The 19,668-nt window shown below is 37.9% G+C and carries 18 protein-coding genes; 4 read left to right on the top strand and 14 right to left on the bottom strand.

Translation table 11 applies throughout. From position 1 onward, the window contains the following. Positions 1 to 138 precede the first annotated feature (138 nt). Positions 139 to 684 (bottom strand): hypoxanthine phosphoribosyltransferase, encoded by a 546-nt coding sequence (gene hpt / locus AC6R0T_RS01445; RefSeq protein ID WP_206902535.1) that lies wholly within the window; start codon positions 682 to 684, stop codon positions 139 to 141. A 36-nt stretch (positions 685 to 720) separates the two neighbouring features. After that, positions 721 to 2,097 carry a tRNA lysidine(34) synthetase TilS gene (tilS, locus tag AC6R0T_RS01440; protein WP_303753545.1) on the bottom strand — a complete coding sequence of 459 codons (1,377 nt, stop codon included), beginning with the start codon at positions 2,095 to 2,097 and terminating at the stop codon, positions 721 to 723. 293 nt (positions 2,098 to 2,390) lie between these two features. Here tilS and AC6R0T_RS01435 point away from each other — a divergent pair, with 293 nt between their 5' ends. Beyond that, on the top strand, positions 2,391 to 2,912 hold the full coding sequence (locus AC6R0T_RS01435) for a helix-turn-helix domain-containing protein (RefSeq protein ID WP_303753546.1): 522 nt from the start codon (positions 2,391 to 2,393) through the stop codon (positions 2,910 to 2,912). Between the two features lie 68 nt (positions 2,913 to 2,980). On the opposite strand, the gene AC6R0T_RS01430 is transcribed toward AC6R0T_RS01435, so the two are convergent. From AC6R0T_RS01430 to pth, 6 genes are all read right to left on the bottom strand, one after another. Next, the gene (locus AC6R0T_RS01430) at positions 2,981 to 3,430 is read right to left on the bottom strand and encodes a S1 domain-containing RNA-binding protein (RefSeq protein ID WP_206902538.1); all 450 of its coding nucleotides are present in this window, start codon (positions 3,428 to 3,430) and stop codon (positions 2,981 to 2,983) included. A 43-nt stretch (positions 3,431 to 3,473) separates the two neighbouring features. Beyond that, complete coding sequence (locus AC6R0T_RS01425; protein ID WP_396139787.1) at positions 3,474 to 3,932, bottom strand: FtsB family cell division protein; 459 nt, start codon at positions 3,930 to 3,932, stop codon at positions 3,474 to 3,476. Between the two features lie 78 nt (positions 3,933 to 4,010). Beyond that, complete coding sequence (locus tag AC6R0T_RS01420; RefSeq protein ID WP_206902539.1) at positions 4,011 to 4,274, bottom strand: RNA-binding S4 domain-containing protein; 264 nt, start codon at positions 4,272 to 4,274, stop codon at positions 4,011 to 4,013. Positions 4,275 to 4,292: 18 nt separating this feature from the next. Continuing rightward, on the bottom strand, positions 4,293 to 5,900 hold the full coding sequence (locus tag AC6R0T_RS01415) for a putative polysaccharide biosynthesis protein (RefSeq protein WP_242595739.1): 1,608 nt from the start codon (positions 5,898 to 5,900) through the stop codon (positions 4,293 to 4,295). 108 nt (positions 5,901 to 6,008) lie between these two features. Continuing rightward, entirely contained in the window at positions 6,009 to 9,542 is a 3,534-nt protein-coding gene (gene mfd, locus AC6R0T_RS01410; protein WP_303753547.1) for a transcription-repair coupling factor, read from the bottom strand. 391 nt (positions 9,543 to 9,933) lie between these two features. Then, a complete protein-coding gene (gene pth / locus AC6R0T_RS01405) occupies positions 9,934 to 10,497 on the bottom strand; it encodes an aminoacyl-tRNA hydrolase (RefSeq protein WP_206902541.1) in 564 nt (187 codons plus the stop codon). A gap of 388 nt (positions 10,498 to 10,885) precedes the next feature. On the opposite strand from pth, the gene AC6R0T_RS01400 reads away from it, so the two are divergent. Beyond that, the gene (locus tag AC6R0T_RS01400) at positions 10,886 to 11,881 is read left to right on the top strand and encodes an L-lactate dehydrogenase (RefSeq protein WP_206902542.1); all 996 of its coding nucleotides are present in this window, start codon (positions 10,886 to 10,888) and stop codon (positions 11,879 to 11,881) included. 238 nt (positions 11,882 to 12,119) lie between these two features. Next, on the top strand, positions 12,120 to 13,520 hold the full coding sequence (locus tag AC6R0T_RS01395; protein ID WP_303753548.1) for a L,D-transpeptidase family protein: 1,401 nt from the start codon (positions 12,120 to 12,122) through the stop codon (positions 13,518 to 13,520). Between the two features lie 132 nt (positions 13,521 to 13,652). Here the strand turns inward: AC6R0T_RS01395 and AC6R0T_RS01390 are convergent, their stop codons facing one another. The 3 genes from AC6R0T_RS01390 to AC6R0T_RS01380 form a co-directional block, all read right to left on the bottom strand. Beyond that, complete coding sequence (locus AC6R0T_RS01390) at positions 13,653 to 14,336, bottom strand: YoaK family protein (protein ID WP_206902544.1); 684 nt, start codon at positions 14,334 to 14,336, stop codon at positions 13,653 to 13,655. Between the two features lie 2 nt (positions 14,337 to 14,338). Then, the gene (locus AC6R0T_RS01385) at positions 14,339 to 15,064 is read right to left on the bottom strand and encodes a YebC/PmpR family DNA-binding transcriptional regulator (RefSeq protein ID WP_303753549.1); all 726 of its coding nucleotides are present in this window, start codon (positions 15,062 to 15,064) and stop codon (positions 14,339 to 14,341) included. Between the two features lie 179 nt (positions 15,065 to 15,243). Continuing rightward, the gene (locus tag AC6R0T_RS01380) at positions 15,244 to 15,747 is read right to left on the bottom strand and encodes a VanZ family protein (RefSeq protein ID WP_230709545.1); all 504 of its coding nucleotides are present in this window, start codon (positions 15,745 to 15,747) and stop codon (positions 15,244 to 15,246) included. 211 nt (positions 15,748 to 15,958) lie between these two features. On the opposite strand from AC6R0T_RS01380, the gene AC6R0T_RS01375 reads away from it, so the two are divergent. Then, positions 15,959 to 17,764, top strand: coding sequence for a M3 family oligoendopeptidase (locus AC6R0T_RS01375; protein WP_303753550.1), 1,806 nt, complete (start codon positions 15,959 to 15,961; stop codon positions 17,762 to 17,764). A gap of 206 nt (positions 17,765 to 17,970) precedes the next feature. Here AC6R0T_RS01375 and AC6R0T_RS01370 read toward each other — a convergent pair whose 3' ends face one another. The 3 genes from AC6R0T_RS01370 to AC6R0T_RS01360 all read right to left on the bottom strand — a co-directional run bounded on the left by AC6R0T_RS01370 (position 17,971) and on the right by AC6R0T_RS01360 (position 19,606). Next, on the bottom strand, positions 17,971 to 18,483 hold the full coding sequence (locus tag AC6R0T_RS01370; protein ID WP_206902548.1) for a QueT transporter family protein: 513 nt from the start codon (positions 18,481 to 18,483) through the stop codon (positions 17,971 to 17,973). Positions 18,484 to 18,633: 150 nt separating this feature from the next. Continuing rightward, positions 18,634 to 19,407, bottom strand: a complete 774-nt coding sequence (locus AC6R0T_RS01365) for a 3-oxoacyl-ACP reductase (RefSeq protein ID WP_526159586.1) — start codon at positions 19,405 to 19,407, stop codon at positions 18,634 to 18,636. Continuing rightward, positions 19,382 to 19,606, bottom strand: coding sequence for a DUF2829 domain-containing protein (locus AC6R0T_RS01360; RefSeq protein ID WP_303753552.1), 225 nt, complete (start codon positions 19,604 to 19,606; stop codon positions 19,382 to 19,384). The genes AC6R0T_RS01365 and AC6R0T_RS01360 overlap by 26 nt, the downstream gene beginning before the upstream one ends. Positions 19,607 to 19,668 lie beyond the last annotated feature (62 nt).

Raw genomic sequence — 19,668 nt, 5'->3', positions numbered from 1 at the left:
AATCGAAAGTCTTTTTTTGAAAAATCGTTATTTTAAAACAACTCTTTTCCGTTTAAAAAAGGTCCTTCAAATATTGTTTGTGTGATTTTTATCAATCCTGACCATTTTATTGTATCACAAGTCATTTCATTTAGCGGATTAATTTGATTCGTAAACGCTAGGTTTTAAAACGCCTACATAGGGTAGGTTGCGGTATTGTTCGATATAGTCTAAGCCATAGCCTACGACGAATTCATTTGGCACATCAAAACCAACATAATCCGCTTCAATATCTACTACGCGGCCTTCAGGTTTATCTAATAATGTTACGATTTTGACTGAATTGGCTTTGCGGTATTTAAATAAATCGACTAAATAAGCTAACGTCCGGCCACTATCAATAATATCTTCTACTATTAATAGATCCCGGCCTTCAACATTTGTATCTAAATCTTTTAAAATTTTAACCTCACCAGAAGATACAGTAGCGTTGCCATAACTTGAAACATCCATAAAGTCTAATTCCAAATAGCAGTCCATTTCACGGCAAATATCCGCCATAAAATTAATTGAACCTTTTAAAACACCGATCACAAGGGGATTTTTATCCTTGTATTCTGCTGCTAATTCTTCTCCTAGTTCCTTACAGCGGGCGTTGATTTCTTCTCGTGATACAAGCACTTTTTCAATATCTTTTGCTAACATGTCTGTCTCCTTATTTTACTATCACCAATGGATAGATTATTGGTATTTATAAAGCAGTCTGTAGTGTATTTTATCAGTTTCTACAGCAATACTCAAATAAGAAAAGGCAATTGGTAGCACTGCCAAGACTTGATTGTTCGTATCTGTCACAACCCACGTTTTTTCCCGTCTATCATTGGGAATTTTTTTATCAATTAAAATGCGGCTAACCTTTTTGCGCAAGCTTTCTTTTAGTTGAATGCGATCCCCATCCACTCTTTTTCGAATAATCACCTCATTGGGGAAGTTTAATGCTAAAGGTTGACTGATTTCTGACCAAAGTTTGACTTTTTCGGGAAGATTAACAGTTTCATCTACAGAAACAATAGCTAGCCATTCATTTTCAGACAAAAAGCCACTATCGCCTACTTTAAAATGAAAAGTTTGCGCCTTATTAACAGTTGGCTTTTTGCCAATCGTCAGTTCATCATACATTTTTAAAACTTGCCACGTTGCTGCAATATCCAATTGCCATTGGGCTTTGTCTGATTTCAGAAGAGCCAAAATGCGTTGCAAGTTTTCTTCAGTAATGGTCACCTCACAACTGCGTTTTAGTTTTTGAGCCAAATACTGCAAGGTAAAATAACGTTCTCTTATTGGTAAGGTCAAAAAGGCGCTAACCTTAAAGCTTAAACTCTGCTCTATTTGCGTCACATTTGCGCTAACCCAAGCTGCCATTTTTTCTTCAATAATTTCTTCTGCCCAAATCAATTGTTGGGATAATTGCTGAAAATGCGCTAAAATTTGGGGATTTTCCGCTTTTAAAAGCGGCGTTATCTGTTGACGAATTCGATTTCGCTGCACATCTAAATAGTAGTTGCTTTCATCTTCAAAATACGGCAACGCTTCTTTTTTAGCATAATCATAAATCTCTTCTTTGCTGTAGGGTAAAAGGGGACGAATTAATTTGCCGCCAGCAAAAGCTTGGCGCGCTTTAATTCCCATTGCATTTTTCAATTGGCCGTCTCGAATCATTTTCATCAGCATGGTTTCCAGTTGATCATCTGCATGGTGAGCAGTCATCAATGTGTCAAAGTAATAATCCTGCATCAGTTCAGTAAAAAAAGCATAGCGAAACCTTCGTGCCGCTTCTTCTACCCCGGCATGAGGAACGTCCTCCCATTTTCGTTCATAAAAGGAAATGGCGTGTTCCTTACAATACTGAGCCAAATTCTGCGCTTCTTTGGCTGAACTTGGTCTTAGTTGATGATTAATATGGGCAACTCCGATGGAAAAATCATATTTTAGACTCATTTTTGCCATTAAACGTAGCAACACAAAAGAATCTGCTCCACCAGAAACCGCTAATAATATTCGACTTCCTTGTTGCCAAAAGGCTTGCTTATTCCCCAACTGTTCAAATTCTCGTTCCATCTTTCTCCTTCTTTAGGCACCAACACTTTTATCGCTGGTTGCGTCTTTTGCTGTTACTTTCTATTTTACACGATTGCGGCAAAATAAGAAGTAACAGTATCTAGCAAAAAAAGAAAAGTAACGCATTCCTTTCATCGATTAAAGTGCCTTAAAATCAGAATTGTAATATTTTTCTAGTCAATTTTTCACTAAGCTGGTGGATTAGAAATCTTTTACTCGTGACTTATTGTATGATCTGCAATATATTGGATGGAAACAACACCTACCTGTTGGTAAATTATAGGAGTAGATAAATGGAAATAGGAATTTTATTAAAAGAAAAAAGAATAGCCCACAAATTGACACAAGAACAGCTAGCTGAGCAAATTTTTGTCTCAACAAAAACGATCTCAAATTGGGAAAACAATAAAACCACTCCAGATATTGATAGCCTGATTCTTTTAGCCAAACTTTTTCATTTATCACTTGATAATCTATTATTGGAGGGATCAAATGTGGTAGAAAACATTAAGAAAATCGAGGCAACAAAGATAGCGGAGAAATACTTTCTTATTAGTTGGGTAACAAATATTATTTTCGGTCTAACTTTTGTTACGCAAAATTTTTTTGGTAAATTATCTTTATTTGCTATGGTTTGCTTGTCTTTAGGTATGCTTTTAAACATGCTGGTATTGTTTTATTTTACAAAGCAATTGGCAAGTACTAACACCACAGCTTGGCAATTTTTCAAAAATAGTCACCCTATTATTAGTGTAGGCATGTTGTTATCCCTTATCCTTTTATCTGCCTTAATAATTGCTTCCCTATTATTCTAGCCTGATAAAAAATGATCAATTGAGCTAAGAAAAAAACTGTACCGCAAAATTATTGCGGTACAGTTTTTTTAGCTGCGACGGCCGCCACGGCCACCACGTTTACCTTCTGTATTACGACGAAGTGAAGATAGGCGATCATCACTGTCTTTTAAAAATGAACTCATCAATGAATCGAAGTCTTCTTTTTTATTAGCACTTACGCTAGGTCCTTTAGAAAATGGTTTCTTAGGAGCTGGACGACGACTTGGTTCTTTTTTGAATTCCTTTTTCTCTGCTTGTGGTTTATCTACTGCTTTGCGAATGGATAACCCAATTTTGCCGTCATCACCAACAGATGTTACCAACACTGTTACCTCATCTCCGACTTTTAAAACGTCGTTGATGTCTTTGACAAAGCCATCTGATACTTCACTGATATGCACCAAACCAGTTTTACGGTTACCCAGATCAATAAAAGCACCAAAATTTGTAATCCCCGACACTTTTCCTTGCAGCTTAGCTCCTACTTCGATTGACATAAAAGATTTGTTCCTCCTAGTTTAAACCTGAAATTTATATTTACTACTCTTCAGCAGTAGATGACCCATTCGTCCGATCAATGGCTTTTTCCACTTTTGCGTCTTCTTGTTTATTGCTTTGATTATTCCCAGCGATAGGATAAACTTTTTCACCGTCTTTAGAATAATAAAAACGGCTGCGGGCAAGTTTTGCCACATAGTCTTCATCCTTTAGCAAAGCGACTTCTTTTTTCAATTGGTCGACATTGTTTGTTACTACCTTATTATCTGCCAGAGCTTCTTGTCTTATCGCTTCTAATTTCACCAAACGTTGATGATCTGAAAAAAGTTGGAAACCGACAAAAGCAAAAATCAAAAAGGTAATGACTAAAAGTAACGTTAAACGACGACGTTTAAAAACAACCTTCCGATGTTGTTCTTGATATTTGGCAATTTGTTTTTTGACATATTCATTATCAAGTTGTTCAACATTTTGATTGCGGCCATTTATCACGTCTGTCACGTCCTTTCCTTACCTTGCGCAAATTGGATAATCCAAAATTAATTATAGCAACTTAAAGTAGGCTTGTCTAATGAATTTCTAGACATTTTCGTTTCTTATTTCGCTAATAATTTCATACATTTGAGCAGCATCCTCTTTTTTGGTGGACTCATGTAATTTTAAGACTTTAATTTCTAAGGTCTTATTTCCAAAACCAATTTTGACCTGGTCGCCAACTTTAACCGTACTAGAAGATTTGGCCAGCTTGCCATTTACTTGGATGCGACCTTTATCCGCTACTTCTTTTGCGACAGAACGCCGCTTGATGATCCGTGAAATTTTTAAAAATTTGTCTAAACGCATCTTTTTCCCTCGTTTTCTTTATTTAGATTTTTTTAAACGTAATAATTTTTTACCAAAAGGCAACATTAGCCATTCTCTTAGTGTCAACAAATCAAAGCGTATCGCAGCTTTTAAAAAGGCGTAAACCCCTACTGCAACCGCTAAAATAGTCACTACAAGTGCTCCAAAACGCGTTTGGAATCCGCCAAAAAGAGCCACTAAAAAATAAAATAGCACCACAGCTCCACTCATAACTAATAAGCTGCTTATCATTTTTTTTAGAAAGAAACGCTCACGCCAAAAACGATTAATCACTTGATCTTCAGCTTGAATGAGACGCCACAAAGTCGCCACTAAACCCAATATCGTCCCCACGCTGGCCCCTAACGTTCCCATTGTGGCGGTCAAAATTAATGTCGTGGCAAATTTCACCACTAAGCCTATAATCGCCGCTTTTAAAGCCGGTCGAAAATGATTTTGACTTTGGGCGACTGCTTGATAAGCTTGAATGACTGCCATTAAAAAGACAGAAAAAACAAAAACTTGTAAGACGTCGTTACCGGCCTGATCTTTAAAGAGAGCATAGTTTAAAGAAGGCATGACCAGCGCCAACCCAAAAGAAGCAGCCAGTGAAATACTCGTTGTCAGGCGCAAATAAATTTTGGCTGAACTTTGAAACAACTTATGATTCCGGGCAACTAGATATTTCGTTAAGGCTGGTAAAAAAGTAGAACTTAAGGCAGCAGCCACTACCAAACCTAATTGTACCATGGGCTGTCCTCTATCATATACTCCTTTAGCAATTTGTGCGTTCGTTTGATTAAAACCAAAATTTTGTAATTCATTGGCAATGACAAAAGAATCAATTAATTGAAACAAAATCAAAAACCCCGTGTAAATCGACAGCAAACCGCCTTCAACCACAAAGCGCCGCACTAATTTCTTATCAATTTTACCAAAATGAAAATCCTTTAGTAAATTCAAACTGACGCCACTGATTTTCTTTTGATAATAAACGAGCAGTACCACAGCCCACAGTCCGCCAAAAACAGCGCCACTCATAGCAAGCGTACCGGTTTCATAGACATCTAAAATGCCAGCTTGAAACATAAGCGCTGCCGCAATAATGACACCGACGCGAACAAATTGTTCCACCACTTGAGAAACTGCGCTGGGAACCATTTGCAGTTGCCCTTGAAAGTTACCACGATAAAAAGCGAGAAAAGGCATCAATAAAAAGGTGAAAGATACAATCATAATTAACGGGGTTAACAGCTCATTGCCCATTAAAAGTGCAATAATACCAGCACCAAAAAAAGTCACTCCCCACAAGATTAGCCCGCAGTAAAATACGACTGGAATTAATTTTTGAATGGCATTTTTTTGTTCTTTGACACCATTTATTTCTGCGATATATTTGGAGATAAATTGGGGCAGTCCCGATAGCGCTAAGGTCATCGCCAAACCATAAATAGGATATACTTGCTGGTACACGTAAAAACCCTTGTCTCCCACCAAGTTTTGTAAGGGAACGCGATAAATCGCACTTAATACTTTGGCAATAAAAGAAGCGGCAGTTAGCACAAAGGCGCCTTGCATCATTTTTTGCATTTGACTTACTTTTTCTTTGGCATTTTCTGCCTTCATCTTCTCACCTCTTGCTTTTTGCCCTTTTAGTGTGCCTCAATTTGCTATGAAAGAACATCTGATCTACATTTCTTTACTTAAAATAAAGTAATTTTAAACTTTGCTAAGTTATTTCGTTTCAGGTACAATCGCGCGCTTATATTTTTCTTCTCGTAACGCTTTAATAAATTCTTGAATTTCATGAAGCCAGACAGCCTGCGTCATTTTTTGCCCAATGGTTAATGTAATCGTCATTTTGTCGTTACTTACAGCCATTGCAGCTTTCATTTTGGTCACAGACAACGCTTCGAATAATTGTTCGACTGTATACGTTTTTGTACCAACTTTACTTAATGTTACTTTAATTTGTTGATTAATCTTGCGAATACTTTCCAATAAAGCGCGATCGCCGTCCATTTTAATTTGACCAATCGTCAATAAATGGGCAACTTCATCCGGGTATTCTCCAAAACGATCCAACAAATCATCTTGCAATTCATCCAATTGCTCTTCGTTTTCTAATTCACGAATCCGTTTATATACTTCAATTTTTTGGCGTTCGTCAGTAATATACGTACCCGGCAAGTAAGCGTCAATCCCCAAGTCAATTTCCACTGAAGTTTTTTGGCTTTGAATATTTTTACCTTGCTTGCGGGCAACAGCTTCTTCTAACATTTGCGAATACATATCAAAACCAACCGCATCAATAAAGCCGTGCTGCTGGGCACCTAATAAATTACCCGCGCCTCGAATCGATAAATCTCGCATTGCAATTTTAAAACCAGAGCCTAGTTCAGTAAAATCTTTAATCGCTTGGAGTCGCTTTTCACTTACTTCATTTAAAATCTTTTGTGGTTCATACATGAAATACGCATAAGCTACCCGATTACTCCGACCAACGCGCCCTCTTAATTGGTATAAAGTAGATAAACCCATGTAGTCGGCATTTTCCACAAACAACGTATTGACGTTTGGAATATCCACTCCTGTTTCAATAATCGTCGTGGTGACTAAAATATCATATTGCCCTTCAATAAAGTCTAACAACGTGTTTTCCAATTGAATTTCTGTCATTTGACCATGGGCGTAACCAATCCGGGCTTCTGGGACTAAAGCTTGCAATTCATCGACTTTTTTTTCAATCGTTTCCACTCGATTGTACAAATAAAAAATTTGACCATCTCGGGCTAGTTCTCTGTGAATCGCTTCTCGAATTGCGCCAGGATTTTTTTCCATCACGTAGGTTTGAATAGGATAACGATTTTCCGGTGGTGTTTCAATGACCGATAAATCCCGTACCCCTAACATGGACATGTGCAACGTGCGGGGAATCGGTGTCGCCGTTAAGGTCAAAACATCCACTTGAGAACGTAATTGTTTCAAACGTTCTTTGTGCTTCACACCAAAACGTTGTTCCTCATCAATGACCAATAATCCTAGATCAGAAAATTTCACATCTTGGGACAATAAGCGGTGCGTTCCTACTACAATATCCACTTGCCCGGTGCGAATTTGTTCCAGTGTCTCAGCTTGTTGTTTTTTCGTTCTAAAACGACTAAGCAAACCAATATTGACTGGAAAACCCTCAAAACGATCAAGCATCGTTTCATAATGTTGTTGCGCTAAAATCGTGGTAGGAACTAAAAAGGCAACCTGTTTACTTTCTTTAATAGACTTAAAGGCAGCCCGTAGCGCTACTTCGGTCTTTCCAAACCCAACATCCCCCACCAGCAGGCGATCCATCGGTTTTGCTTTTTCCATATCTCGCTTAATTTCAGCAGCGCTGCGAAGTTGGTCATCTGTTTCCGTATATGGAAAAGCATCTTCAAATTGTTTTTGATACGCATCATCTGGTGCAAAGGCAAAGCCTTTTTCTGCTTCTCTTTTTGCGTATAAAGCAATTAAATCATCGGCAATATCTTCAATTTTACCGGAGACTTTTCGTTTTGTTTTACTCCATTCACTACCACCTAATTTATTAATTTTAGGGGTCTTGGACTCTGAAGCAACATATTTTTGAATCAAGTTTAATTGCGTAACGGGAATAAAGAGCTTATCGTCGTTTTGATATAAAATCGTGATGTAATCTTGATGAACGCCATCGACTTCCAAGGTTTCCATGCCGATATATTTCCCAATCCCATGATTAGCATGAACAACATAGTCCCCTGGTTTTAATTCGTTATAGCTTTTTAATCGTTCGGCATTGGTAATTGTTTGACGCCGCGCGCGTTTTCGTTTTACTTTTTGAAAAATCTCTTTTTCTGTCACAACGACTAAACGATCTTGCGGCATTTCAAAACCGCTTTGCAAGCTACCGATCACGATTTGACTGCGACCGGTAATTAATTTATCCCCTTTGGCCACCGGTGCATAAATTTCATGATCACGGAAATTATGGTCCAACTTTTGTGCTCTTTCTTCATCTGCTACTAAAAATAAAACCGTCTGCTGCTGTTTTTCCCAGCGTTCTAACTCGGCTTTTAATAGACCCATTTGGCTGAAAAACTGTTGCATCGGCCGATATTGAAAATTCCAAATCGCGCCAAAACGTAAATTTCCCATCCCTTTTTGAAATAATGCAAAAAAGCTAGTCGTAAATGTTTCCTTTTGGAAGAACTGGTGCACGTCTACGCCAAATTTTTGTTCACTAAAGACGCGCAGCTCACTAATTTTTTGAACCTGCCATTCCCCTTCTTCTCGCTCAATTTCACGATTGGTTTCCATGATGCGGGGATAATCATCTACCATTAAAAGCGTGTCTTTTGCAAAGTAATCCACAATCGTCGTTGGCTGCTCATAAAGAAAATCAAGATAAAAATTGACATTTTCTCCTGGCTCGCCCTTCAACCACTCATTTTGCAGTTGACCAAAATATTCACTTAAAAACTCTTGATCTGTTTTTTCTCTGGTGACTGCTAAACGTTTTTCCAAAGCTATTTTTAAATTTTTGGCACCTGTTTTGAGCTCAAGGTCAGTAAAAACCAGCTCACTGGTTGGACTGATCAAAACATGGTCTACATTCCCTAAAGAACGTTGTGTTTCCACGTCAAAATAGCGCATGGAATCAATTTCAACATCAAATAATTCCACCCGCACCGGATATTCTGCATGTAAAGGATAAATGTCTATGATGCTACCACGAATACTGAATTCGCCGGGTTTAGCAATCATACTTTCCCGCTGATACCCCATTAAAACCAGCTGCGCTGGTAAAGTTGTTAAATCTAACTCATCACCAATTTGCCAATGCAATTGATAGTCACGCCACGTCTTAGGCGTAGGCAAGTACTTTCGCAACGCTGCCACTGGCATAACATAAATCCCCAATTCATTTTGGGAAATAGCATTTAATGTTTGCACCCGTTCTGCTTTTGCTTCTGGTGAGGCAAAAGCCATTTCTGCTGATAGGACTTCATCCACTGGAAAGGCAAAAACAGCATCTGTTACATTACGCAAATCTTCAACTAATTGATTGGTATAATACAAATTCGGCGTAATGACTAAAATTGATTTTTGCAATTTTTTTAATGTACTGACCAGCGCCAGTGTTTTGGCCGAACCTGAAAGGCCAGTTAACAATTGCCGTTTACTCTTTTGGGCTAACTGTTCTTGCCATTGGCCAATCTGCGGTACCTTATCAAACAAACCAAGCAAATCCATATTTTTACCTCCTAAATTAAGATGTTTTAAATAACCGTTTTGCTAGCGAGCAATAAGATAAAGAGGCTTTAAGTGACGGGTTCGGTCACTAAAGACGCTTTTTTTATTGTCGAGCTGGCAGGTTGTTTAAAACTCGATTTCATTAAGATGTTTTAGCGGCTCGTTCAGAAAATGAGCGACAAGACAAATAAATTTTAATGATGCTTTTTATCATTCAACTTTATTTGCTTGTTGTCGATTTTTCTAGCTGATAAAACTCGATTTCATTAAGATGTTTTAAATAGCCGTTTTGCTAGCGAGCAATAAGATAAAGAGGCTTTAAGTGACGGGTTCGGTCACTAAAGACGCTTTTTTTATTGCTGCGCTAGCTACTCAGTTAATCTTGTTTTTATTAATTAAATTTATTCATCGTATTAATAAAATCATTTGTTTTAAAATATTCTTCTAAAGCAGCGACACCATGGTCGATACTGGTTTCAATCAATGGTAAATCATCTTGTGAAAAAGGACTTAGTACATGATTGACAACTGTCATATTTTGAGGCGGTCTACCAATGCCGATTTTAATTCGATCAAAAGTTTGGCTGCCTTTTAAATGTGTTATAATGCTCTTAATTCCATTATGGCCACCAGATGCGCCTTTTTGCCGTAAACGAATTTTCCCTACCGCTAAATCCAAGTCATCATATACTACCACTAACTCTTCGGGTAAAACACCCAAATACGTCATCAAAGGTCCCACAGCTCTACCAGAATCATTCATAAAGGTTTGGGGTTTAACTAAAATAATTTTTTCACCATCAAGAAAAAACTCTCCTTGTTCAGCTTCAAAGTTGTTGCGTTTAAACGTAACGTTGTACTTTTGGGCTAAACGATCAATTGTCATAAAGCCGACATTATGTTTTGTTTTTGCATATTTCAACCCAGGATTTCCCAAGCCAACGATCATCTTCATTATTATTCCTCATTTCACTTCAACTAAAACACGCCAAAAGGCCAGGCGACAAATTATCCCCTAGTCTAGTTTTGCAATCAAGTTAGCTACGCTCACTATTTCGTTAATTGCACATTAATTAAAAAATTTTATTAACTGTATTGTTTTAGTATTATAACACAAACTTACAGATTAGCTAAAAGTTGCAAGCGCTCTTTAGCTTTTTTTAGAGATATTCCCACTAAAATCCATTGTTCAAACTAAAACAAACTTTCGTAATAATGTAAGTGCTCACAAAAAGAAACAGCTGATAAAACTGTATTATATCGAGGCATATCGCATGACAAAAGATAACTGAAATGATAGGATTGCTTGTGAAGGAAATAATCTGAGAAGGGATGAAACAAACATGACAGATGGAAAAAAGAGTGCTTTCTTAAAAGACCACCAAAAAGTTATCTTAGTAGGTGACGGAGCTGTTGGTTCTAGTTATGCTTTTGCACTTGTAACTCAAAATATCGCCCAAGAAGTTGGGATCGTCGATATTAACGTCAAAAAAACTGAAGGCGACGCATTAGATTTAACTGATGCCCTAGCTTGGACTTCTCCTAAGAAAATTTACTCAGCTACTTACGCAGACGCACATGATGCCGATTTAGTTGTTATTACTGCTGGTGCACCTCAAAAACCAGGTGAAACTCGCTTAGACTTAGTTCATAAAAACTTAAAAATTAACCGCGACGTTGTAACTCAAATCGTGGCCTCTGGCTTTAACGGCATTTTCTTGGTTGCCGCTAACCCAGTTGATATTCTAACTTACTCAACATGGAAATTCTCAGGTTTTCCAAAAGAACGCGTTATCGGTTCAGGTACTTCCTTAGATTCTGCTCGTTTCCGCCAAAAAATTGCGGAATTAGTTAAAGTAGATGCCCGCAATGTCCATGCCTATATTTTAGGTGAACACGGCGATTCAGAATTTCCAGTTTGGTCACACGCTAACGTTGCCGGCTTACAAATTTACGAATGGATTAAAAACAATCCTGACGTCGATGAAGAAGCTATGGTTAACTTGTTCTTTAGTGTTCGTGACGCAGCCTACACGATCATCGATAAAAAAGGCGCAACTTTCTATGGTATCGCAACGGCCTTGGCACGAATTACCCGCGCTATTTTAAATGATGAAAATGCAGTCTTCCCATTATCTGTTTACTTGGAAGGTCAATACGGCTTAAACGATATTTATATCGGTGCACCTGCTGTCATCAATGCGCAAGGAATTCAACAAGTTATTGAAATTCCATTGACTGACTCAGAACAAGACCGTATGAACGCTTCTGCTTCACAATTAAAAGATATTGTAGATGAAGCATTCAAAAAATTAGAAGCCGAAGACGCTGCTAAATAAGCTTAAATAATTTAATCTAATTAAAAAAACCTGCCCGCATTTTTGTTGGCAGGTTTTTTTGATGAAAAATTTCAAAATAAGGCTCCTTAATCATTTCATTAAAGGTATACTTAATGAAAACAGCAGTTTTAAATTTTTTATTGTCTTTTAAGCATAATCTTCGCTTTTTTCACAATCTGTGCTATGATATTCTCGATATAATTTTATTATAAAACTAAACGCTTTAAGGAGATATCTGATGACTAGAGCTTCTCGCCACAAAAAACATACTAAAGTGATTCTTGCTATTTTTTTAGCCTTGTTCGTTATTGCCGGGGGCGCATATGCCGCGCGGAGCTTTCATTATAGCGATCATTTTTTACCCAATACAAAAATCAATGAAACAAGCATTGCAAATTTGACGGTCAAAGAAGCCAATGCGAAACTAAAAGGGGCCGCCGATGAGCAAACCTTTGATATTAAAGATAATGGCACAAATTGGCAGTCGATAAAAAAAGTTGACTTAGGTTTAAAAACTGACTACACCAAAGATTTGGAAAAAATCAAAGATGCCCAAAATCGTTGGAAATGGGGCGTGGCGTATGTCTTTGCTGAAAGTGACGATAAATTAGACGGCGTGGCAGTCAACGAAGATCAACTTACCAGTGCGATTAAAAAAATTGAAAATGAATTAAATGAATTTAATAAAAACCGTACAAAAACAAAAGATGCTACTTTAACAAAAGGTCCTGGCGGTTTTACAGTGACTCCTGAGGTCGAAGGAAATTCCGTTAATGTTGCAGCTGTCGTGGCTGACGTCAAAAAAGCAGTCAGCAGTAATAAAGACAGCTTGGAGTTAACCAACTATACTGAAAAGCCAAAAGTTACCGCCAATGATGCAAATTTAAAAGAAGAATTAAATGCTTTAAATAAAGTTGCCCAAATTCAAGCAAATTATTCCATTAATGGTGACCAATTCCAAATTCCAACAACCACTATCATGGACTGGTTGGAATATAAAGATGGTAAAGTTACCTTAAATAAAGACAAAGTAACGGGCTATGTAACCGAACTAGGTCAACAATATAATACAAGCAGTAATCCCACAAACTTCAAAAGCACACTGCGAGGTGATGTGACAGTTCCAGATGGCACTTTAAGTTGGACTATCCAAACAGATCAAGAAGTACCCGCACTAATGGAACAAATTATGAAGGGTGAAAACTTCACGCGCTCACCAATTGTAAAAGGCAGTGGCACAGCTGACAAACCTTTAGTCGGCAGTACGTATATTGAAGTAGACTTACAAAATCAACATATGTGGTATTACAAAGATGGTGCGGTTGCACTGGAAACCGATATTGTTTCGGGTAAACCAAAATCACCGACACCACCTGGCGTATTCTATGTTTGGGAAAAATCTCGCAACGAAACACTCCGAGGCAAAAATGACGACGGAACAAAATATGCTAGTCCAGTAGATTACTGGATGCCTATAGATTGGACTGGCGTTGGTATTCACGATTCAGACTGGCAACCAGCCTATGGTGGCGATCTTTGGAAAACACGTGGGTCCCACGGCTGTATCAACACACCACCAGACGTAATGGCAAAATTATTCAACATGGTTTCAACTGGTACACCGGTTCTAGTTTTTTAATTGCTAAAATCGTCGTGCTAAAATGATGTCTAATAAAGATTATGCAAAAAGACTGTGACAGATTTTTGTCGCAGTCTTTTTTTATGTATAAAATAAGCCCAGCTTAGAAAAAATTTCTAAGCTAGGCTTATTTCATTTTTGATGATAAATGGTAATGCCAAGTACGCCAAATAGCAATAAGGATACCAACCAAATTGCTTTTCCAGCAAAAAGATGGGCAGACAGCGTACTTAAAATTGCCCCTAAACAAAAGGCAAAAATAATCGTAGCCGTATATTTGATTTTAAAACTGGCAGTTGGATCTTTTTTGAAAAAATGTTGGTACGTATAATCTGCAATTGAGCGCAAATTTCCAGTCGTCATTGTCGTAGCATAAGGCAAGCCTGCTAAACGCCGATATGTAGCAAACTGAATGGCTGCAAAAAATGACAACGAAGAATTGATCAATAAATTATGACCAGAATCAGAAAAAATCCCGACACAAAAAATCCCCACCGCCTCAATGGCGACTGCAACATTTTGCCAAACAAAGCGCTCATGTTCAAAGCGAAATTTCAACACGTCAGTAAAAAAGATGCCCAACAAAAAGATACAAATGGGAAATACATACCGAATGATATGGTCAAAATTACCTTGCGCCAAATTTAAGCCCAGTAAAATGACATTACCAGATTGCATACTAGCGAAAACTTCACCGTGAAATAAATACGTATAAGCATCTAAAAAACCGCCCGCCATAGCCAGCATGACTCCGACCGGTAAGCTTTCATGAATGGCAATCCGTTCGTCGAGAAATTTAAACTTGGGTAATTGCATGCTTAATTTTCCATACTGGTAAAGACTTCTGCAACATCGTCATCGTCTTCTAATTTGTCTACAAGTTGTTCCAATTTAGCTTTTTGTTCATCATCTAAAACAATCGTGGTTTGTGGTACCATGGTCAATTCAGCTTGCGCCAAAGTAAAACCATCTTTTTCTAACTGATCTCTAACTGCGGTAAAATCTTCTGCTGCCGTATAAATTTCAAAAACTTCAGGAGCAGCAATCAAGTCTTCTGCACCTGCTTCTAAAACATCTTCAAACATCGTATCTTCATCTACAGCAAGGCCTTCACGCTCAATGGCTATATACCCTTTTCGCTCAAATAAATAATTAACAGAACCTGTTTCCCCTAAATTACCGCCATTACGCGTAAAAGCTACGCGGACATTTGTGGCAGTGCGATTGCGATTGTCTGTTAAGGCATGAACTAAAATTGCTACCCCACCAGGACCATAACCTTCATAGGTTACTTCATCATAATTTGCCTCCTCGGCAGAACTAGTTGCTTTTTTAATGGCCCGATCAACATTATCATTTGGCATATTGGCAGCTTTGGCCTTATCTACCACTAAGCGTAATGCTGGGTTCATTGCCACGTCACCACCACCAGATTTTGCTGCCATATAAATTTCCCGGGATAATTTTTGAAAAATTTTACCGCGTTTTGCATCTTGCGCATTTTTGCGACCTTGAATATTGTTCCACTTTGAATGTCCTGACATCTAAACTCCTCCTCGTTACACTTTTACCTAAACTTTTAGGCTCACCTCTTTATTGTAGCCCTTTATCCACATTTTTCAAATCAAAGACCATATCAAAAAATAAGTTAGAACAAAATGATGACGAGAACCTTATTTTTAAGTAAAAACCGCTGACATTTTTTGCCACAGGTCTTATCTAGCTATGAAAGTCTTTTTTTAGTAGCCAAAAGATAAAGCAAGATGATGAATATCGCTGTTAGTGCCCCTGACATATCTAAAAGTACGTCTTGAAAAAGCGGTGTTCTATCCCCTGTTAACATTTGATGAAATTCATCCAAAGCAGCATAACCGGTGGCACTTAAGAGACCAAAGAAGCCACCCCACCAGAAATTTTTTTGACGGTAATATAAGGCCAATGTCAAACTTGCGCCTAAAATAAAGTAGGTTATAAAATGTGCTCCTTTACGAATAAAAAACTCCACAAAGGAAAAATAGCCTTTAGCCGCAATGCTGACTTCACTGCCGGCATAGTTAAAAGCAATCTGACTTAGGGGCTTTTTTAAGGGCTCATTTTTTAAAAGTGTTTCCAAAAAACCGATTTGTGATTGTTGGTGGTACGTTTGCGAAGAACTGATAAATAAAATCACCATCATGAAAATGGCAATGCCTAAATACACGTATGGATTTTTAAAATTTCGTTTCATATGACGCCTCCAATTCAGTTTCTAATTTTACCACAAACGAGTAATTGTTATCTTCCTTTATAGTTATAGACTTATTTAATTTTCTAATACCAGGTCATTATTTTAGGATTAGTTTCAATATAATTGTAAAATTCAAAGCTCTCAGAAGTTTCTGAATACTTTTGTTGTGCTATACTAAAAAGGATTAAATTAATAGAAAGAAGTGTTGTAGATGTACGCATTAACATGGGATTTAGACAGTATTTTCCCTGGTGGTAGTCAATCAAAGGAACTGACTGGCCGGATGGAACTCTTAGAAGAGCAATTAAAAGACTATCAAAGCAAGGTCAAAAATTTTGAGGTAAAAGATCGTGATATTACCGTAAATTTAGCAGCTCTATTAAACTTACGAGAAAAGATTGCCAACGGTTTTTCTCAATGCAGTTCATTTTTAAACGCACTAATGTCTGCTGATGTAACCGATGTGGATGCCAAAATTCGTTATGGCAAATTAACTTCACTCTCCCCAATCTTTCAATTAAGTGAAACAATCTTAGCGAAAAAATTCACTGAAATTTCAGATCAAGATTGGTCTAACCTCCTGACAAGCGATGCGTTAAAAACTGTTGCCTTTCGTTTAAGCGAAATTCGGCGTGATGGTAATGAATTGTTATCTGAAGAAGCTGAAAATATTATCAATACGTTATCTTTGGATGGCTTGAACGCTTGGAGTCAACACTACGATACACTAGTTGCAACCATTGAGATCCCTTTTACCGATGAAGCAGGCAACGTCCAAAAACTATCTGCCGGTCAAGCTTTCAATAAAATGATGGGAGATCCTGATAAAGAGGTGCGGGCTGCTTTATTTGCCACCTGGGAAAATGTTTGGCGCGAAAAAGCCGATTTATTTGCCGATACGTTAAATCATTTGGATGGTTTTCGTTTATCCACTTACAAATTACATGGCACAACCGATTATTTAAAACAACCGTTGGAATACAATCGGATGTCAAAAGCCACACTTGATGCGATGTGGGGAACTATTCAAAAAAATAAGCAACCAATCGTAGACTTTCTAACGAGAAAAGCACAATTATTCGGTAAAGAGAAGATGGAATGGCAAGATCAAGATGCTCCGATTATTTTGGACGGTATGACAGAACGCACTTTCACTTATGACGAAGCGGCTGCTTTTATCTTAGATAACTTCCGCAAATTCAGTCCAAAAATGGCAGATTTTGCCCAAATGGCTTTTGAAAAAAGCTGGATTGAAGCAGAAGATCGTCCCGGCAAACGTCCTGGTGGCTATTGTACCGAATTACCAGAAACACAAGAGTCACGCATTTTCATGACCTATAGCAATTCTATTAACGAAGTGGCCACATTAGCCCATGAATTAGGACATGCTTTTCACAGCAGTGTTTTATGGGACATTCCCCGCTTGAATCAAGATTATGCCATGAACGTTGCCGAAACTGCTAGTACGTTTGCAGAACTAATCGTCGCTGACGCAACGTTAAAAGGCGCAACAACCAAAGCAGAAAAAATCAATTTATTAGATGCAAAAATGCAAAATGCGATTGCGATGTTTATGAACATTCATGCCCGCTTTATTTTTGAAAATGATTTTTACACTGCCCGCCAACAGGGTCTAGTGGCACCAGAAAAAATTACAGAAATGATGGTAGCTGCCCAAAAAGAAGCTTATGCCGATGGTTTAGCAAAATATCATCCTCATTTCTGGGCAGCAAAATTACATTTCTTTATTGATGATGTGCCATTTTATAACTTCCCATATACATTTGGCTACTTGTTTAGTATGGGAATTTATGCCCAAGCTATGAAAAGTGATGGTAATTTTGAAGATCAATACATTGCTTTATTACGAGATACTGCTGCTATGACAACAGAAGAATTGGCCCAAAAACATTTAAATGTTGATTTAACTAAACCAGATTTCTGGCAAGCAGGAATCGATATGGTGCTACATGATATCAACGACTTCATGACACTAACAGAAGAGTATGTAAAATAAGGATTTTAAAATCTGGCAGGGCAGTGACGCGTTTTGGTCACTGTCCTTTTTTGCAATGATAATTTTTTTAGTAGCTCGATCAAAACAAAAAAGAAATTCTGATTTAGTCGCAGTGAAAGTCTGCAAACGTCCAACTTTCTTTTGAAAACTACCTTATAAAAGAGCACAAAAAAAAGCAGACCTTCAATCGCGTCTGCTTTAGAAATTTATTTTGTTAAATCGATTTTTTGACCAATCGTATACATGATAATCCCGCCAATAGTCATAGACAGTAACTCGCCAATGGCAATATATCCCCAATTAATCCAAAATGGCATTTTGTATAAAATAGTTAGTTGCCCGGCAACAGTAAACATCGAAAAGGCAAATAACACAGCGCAAATCGCAATTTTAATCCGCATATCCGTAAAACTCGCACAAATTTTACGGCAAATAACTAACACAAAAAAAGTACAGACACTTCCGATTAAAACATCAAGGATCCCATTGGGGGAAGCGATGTTGGCAATAGCACAACCGATGGTCACAGACCACACATAGCGCTTGTTGTACAAGGCTAAAAAGTTGAACATTTCTGCTACGCGCAATTGGACTTGGCCAAAACTAAAAGGAGCTAAAAAAACCGTAACCACCACATATAGCGCCGCAACAACGGCCATTTTGGCAACTTCATCTGTCTTCCAGTGAACTGAACCTAACTTTTTGATTTGATTATCCATTGACTCTCTCCTTTGCAAGGTTATCCACCTTGGTAATAAACTGCACCCAAAGGATTGAAGTGGTGCAGTGGGATTTATTCCCTGTCTTTAACTATAGCAAAGACCCTGAACAAAAAAAAGCTTCTTTTTATATTGGTTATTAAACTGTCTTCACTTTAATAACCAACCGCCATCAATTGGGACAATATTGCCTTGCAGATAGCGCGCTTTGCTACTAGCTAAAAACAAGGTTAAATCCGCTACTTCTTCAGGTTGCGCCCACCGTTTAACTGGCGTTTCCTCTGCTACCCAAGCAGCCATTTTACCATCCCCAGCAAAGTCAGCGGCATTCATTGGTGTTTTTATTGCTCCTGGTGCAATCCCTACCACGTGAATTTTTCTTGCATAATCTAACGCCAATTGCTTCGTAAATCCAGCAATAGCATGTTTACTAACGGTATAACTAATCCCACCACCGCCTGCGACAAGGCTGGCAATTGAACACATATTAATAACCCTTCCCTCAGCTTTAATCAAAGCGGGTAAAGCGGATTTGGTAATGTAGTAGATGCTATTTAAATTTGTCGCAAGAATGTCTTGCCATAAATTATCATCGGTTTCTAAAAGCGGTTTGTAGTTATCCAATTTTCCAGCGGTATTTAATAAAATATCAATTTGATTGAAGCAGGTTATGCAAGCGGTAACCGCATTGAGACAATCTTCTTTTTTTGATACATCCGCGATATAACCAACAAAGTTCTCCCCATAATCTATAAAATTTTGGCTAAAGTCTTCCTGCACATCTACACCAAAGACTTTAGCACCGGCAGCTAAAAAAGCTTTAGCTTGTGCCTGACCAATCCCAGAAGCCACCCCTGTCACGAAAACCACCTGATTTAAAAACGCGCTGTTATCATCCTCACTCATGGACAATTTCCCAATCATTTGCCAAAATGTCACAAACCGTTGGAGCAAAGCTCGAAAATCCTTCATCAGCAGTTTTAATTAAAAAGTAAGGCGTAACAGGGGAATTATCATACACTTCTCCTTTTACTAAGGTTACGTAAAGTTCAAAACCGCTCCAGCCTTTACGAATAATTTCTTCTCCTTTTTTTAAGTGGGGTAAAATTTCTTCAAATGTCATTTGTTTTCTTCTCCTTATCTAAAGCGAGTAGCAAATAGAAAATACCTATCTGTACGAGTTGC

The sequence above is a fragment of the Enterococcus sp. S86.2 genome (assembly GCF_059834485.2).
The sequence above is the reverse complement of the archived record's forward strand: the minus strand, read 5'-3'. Positions and strand labels throughout refer to the sequence as shown.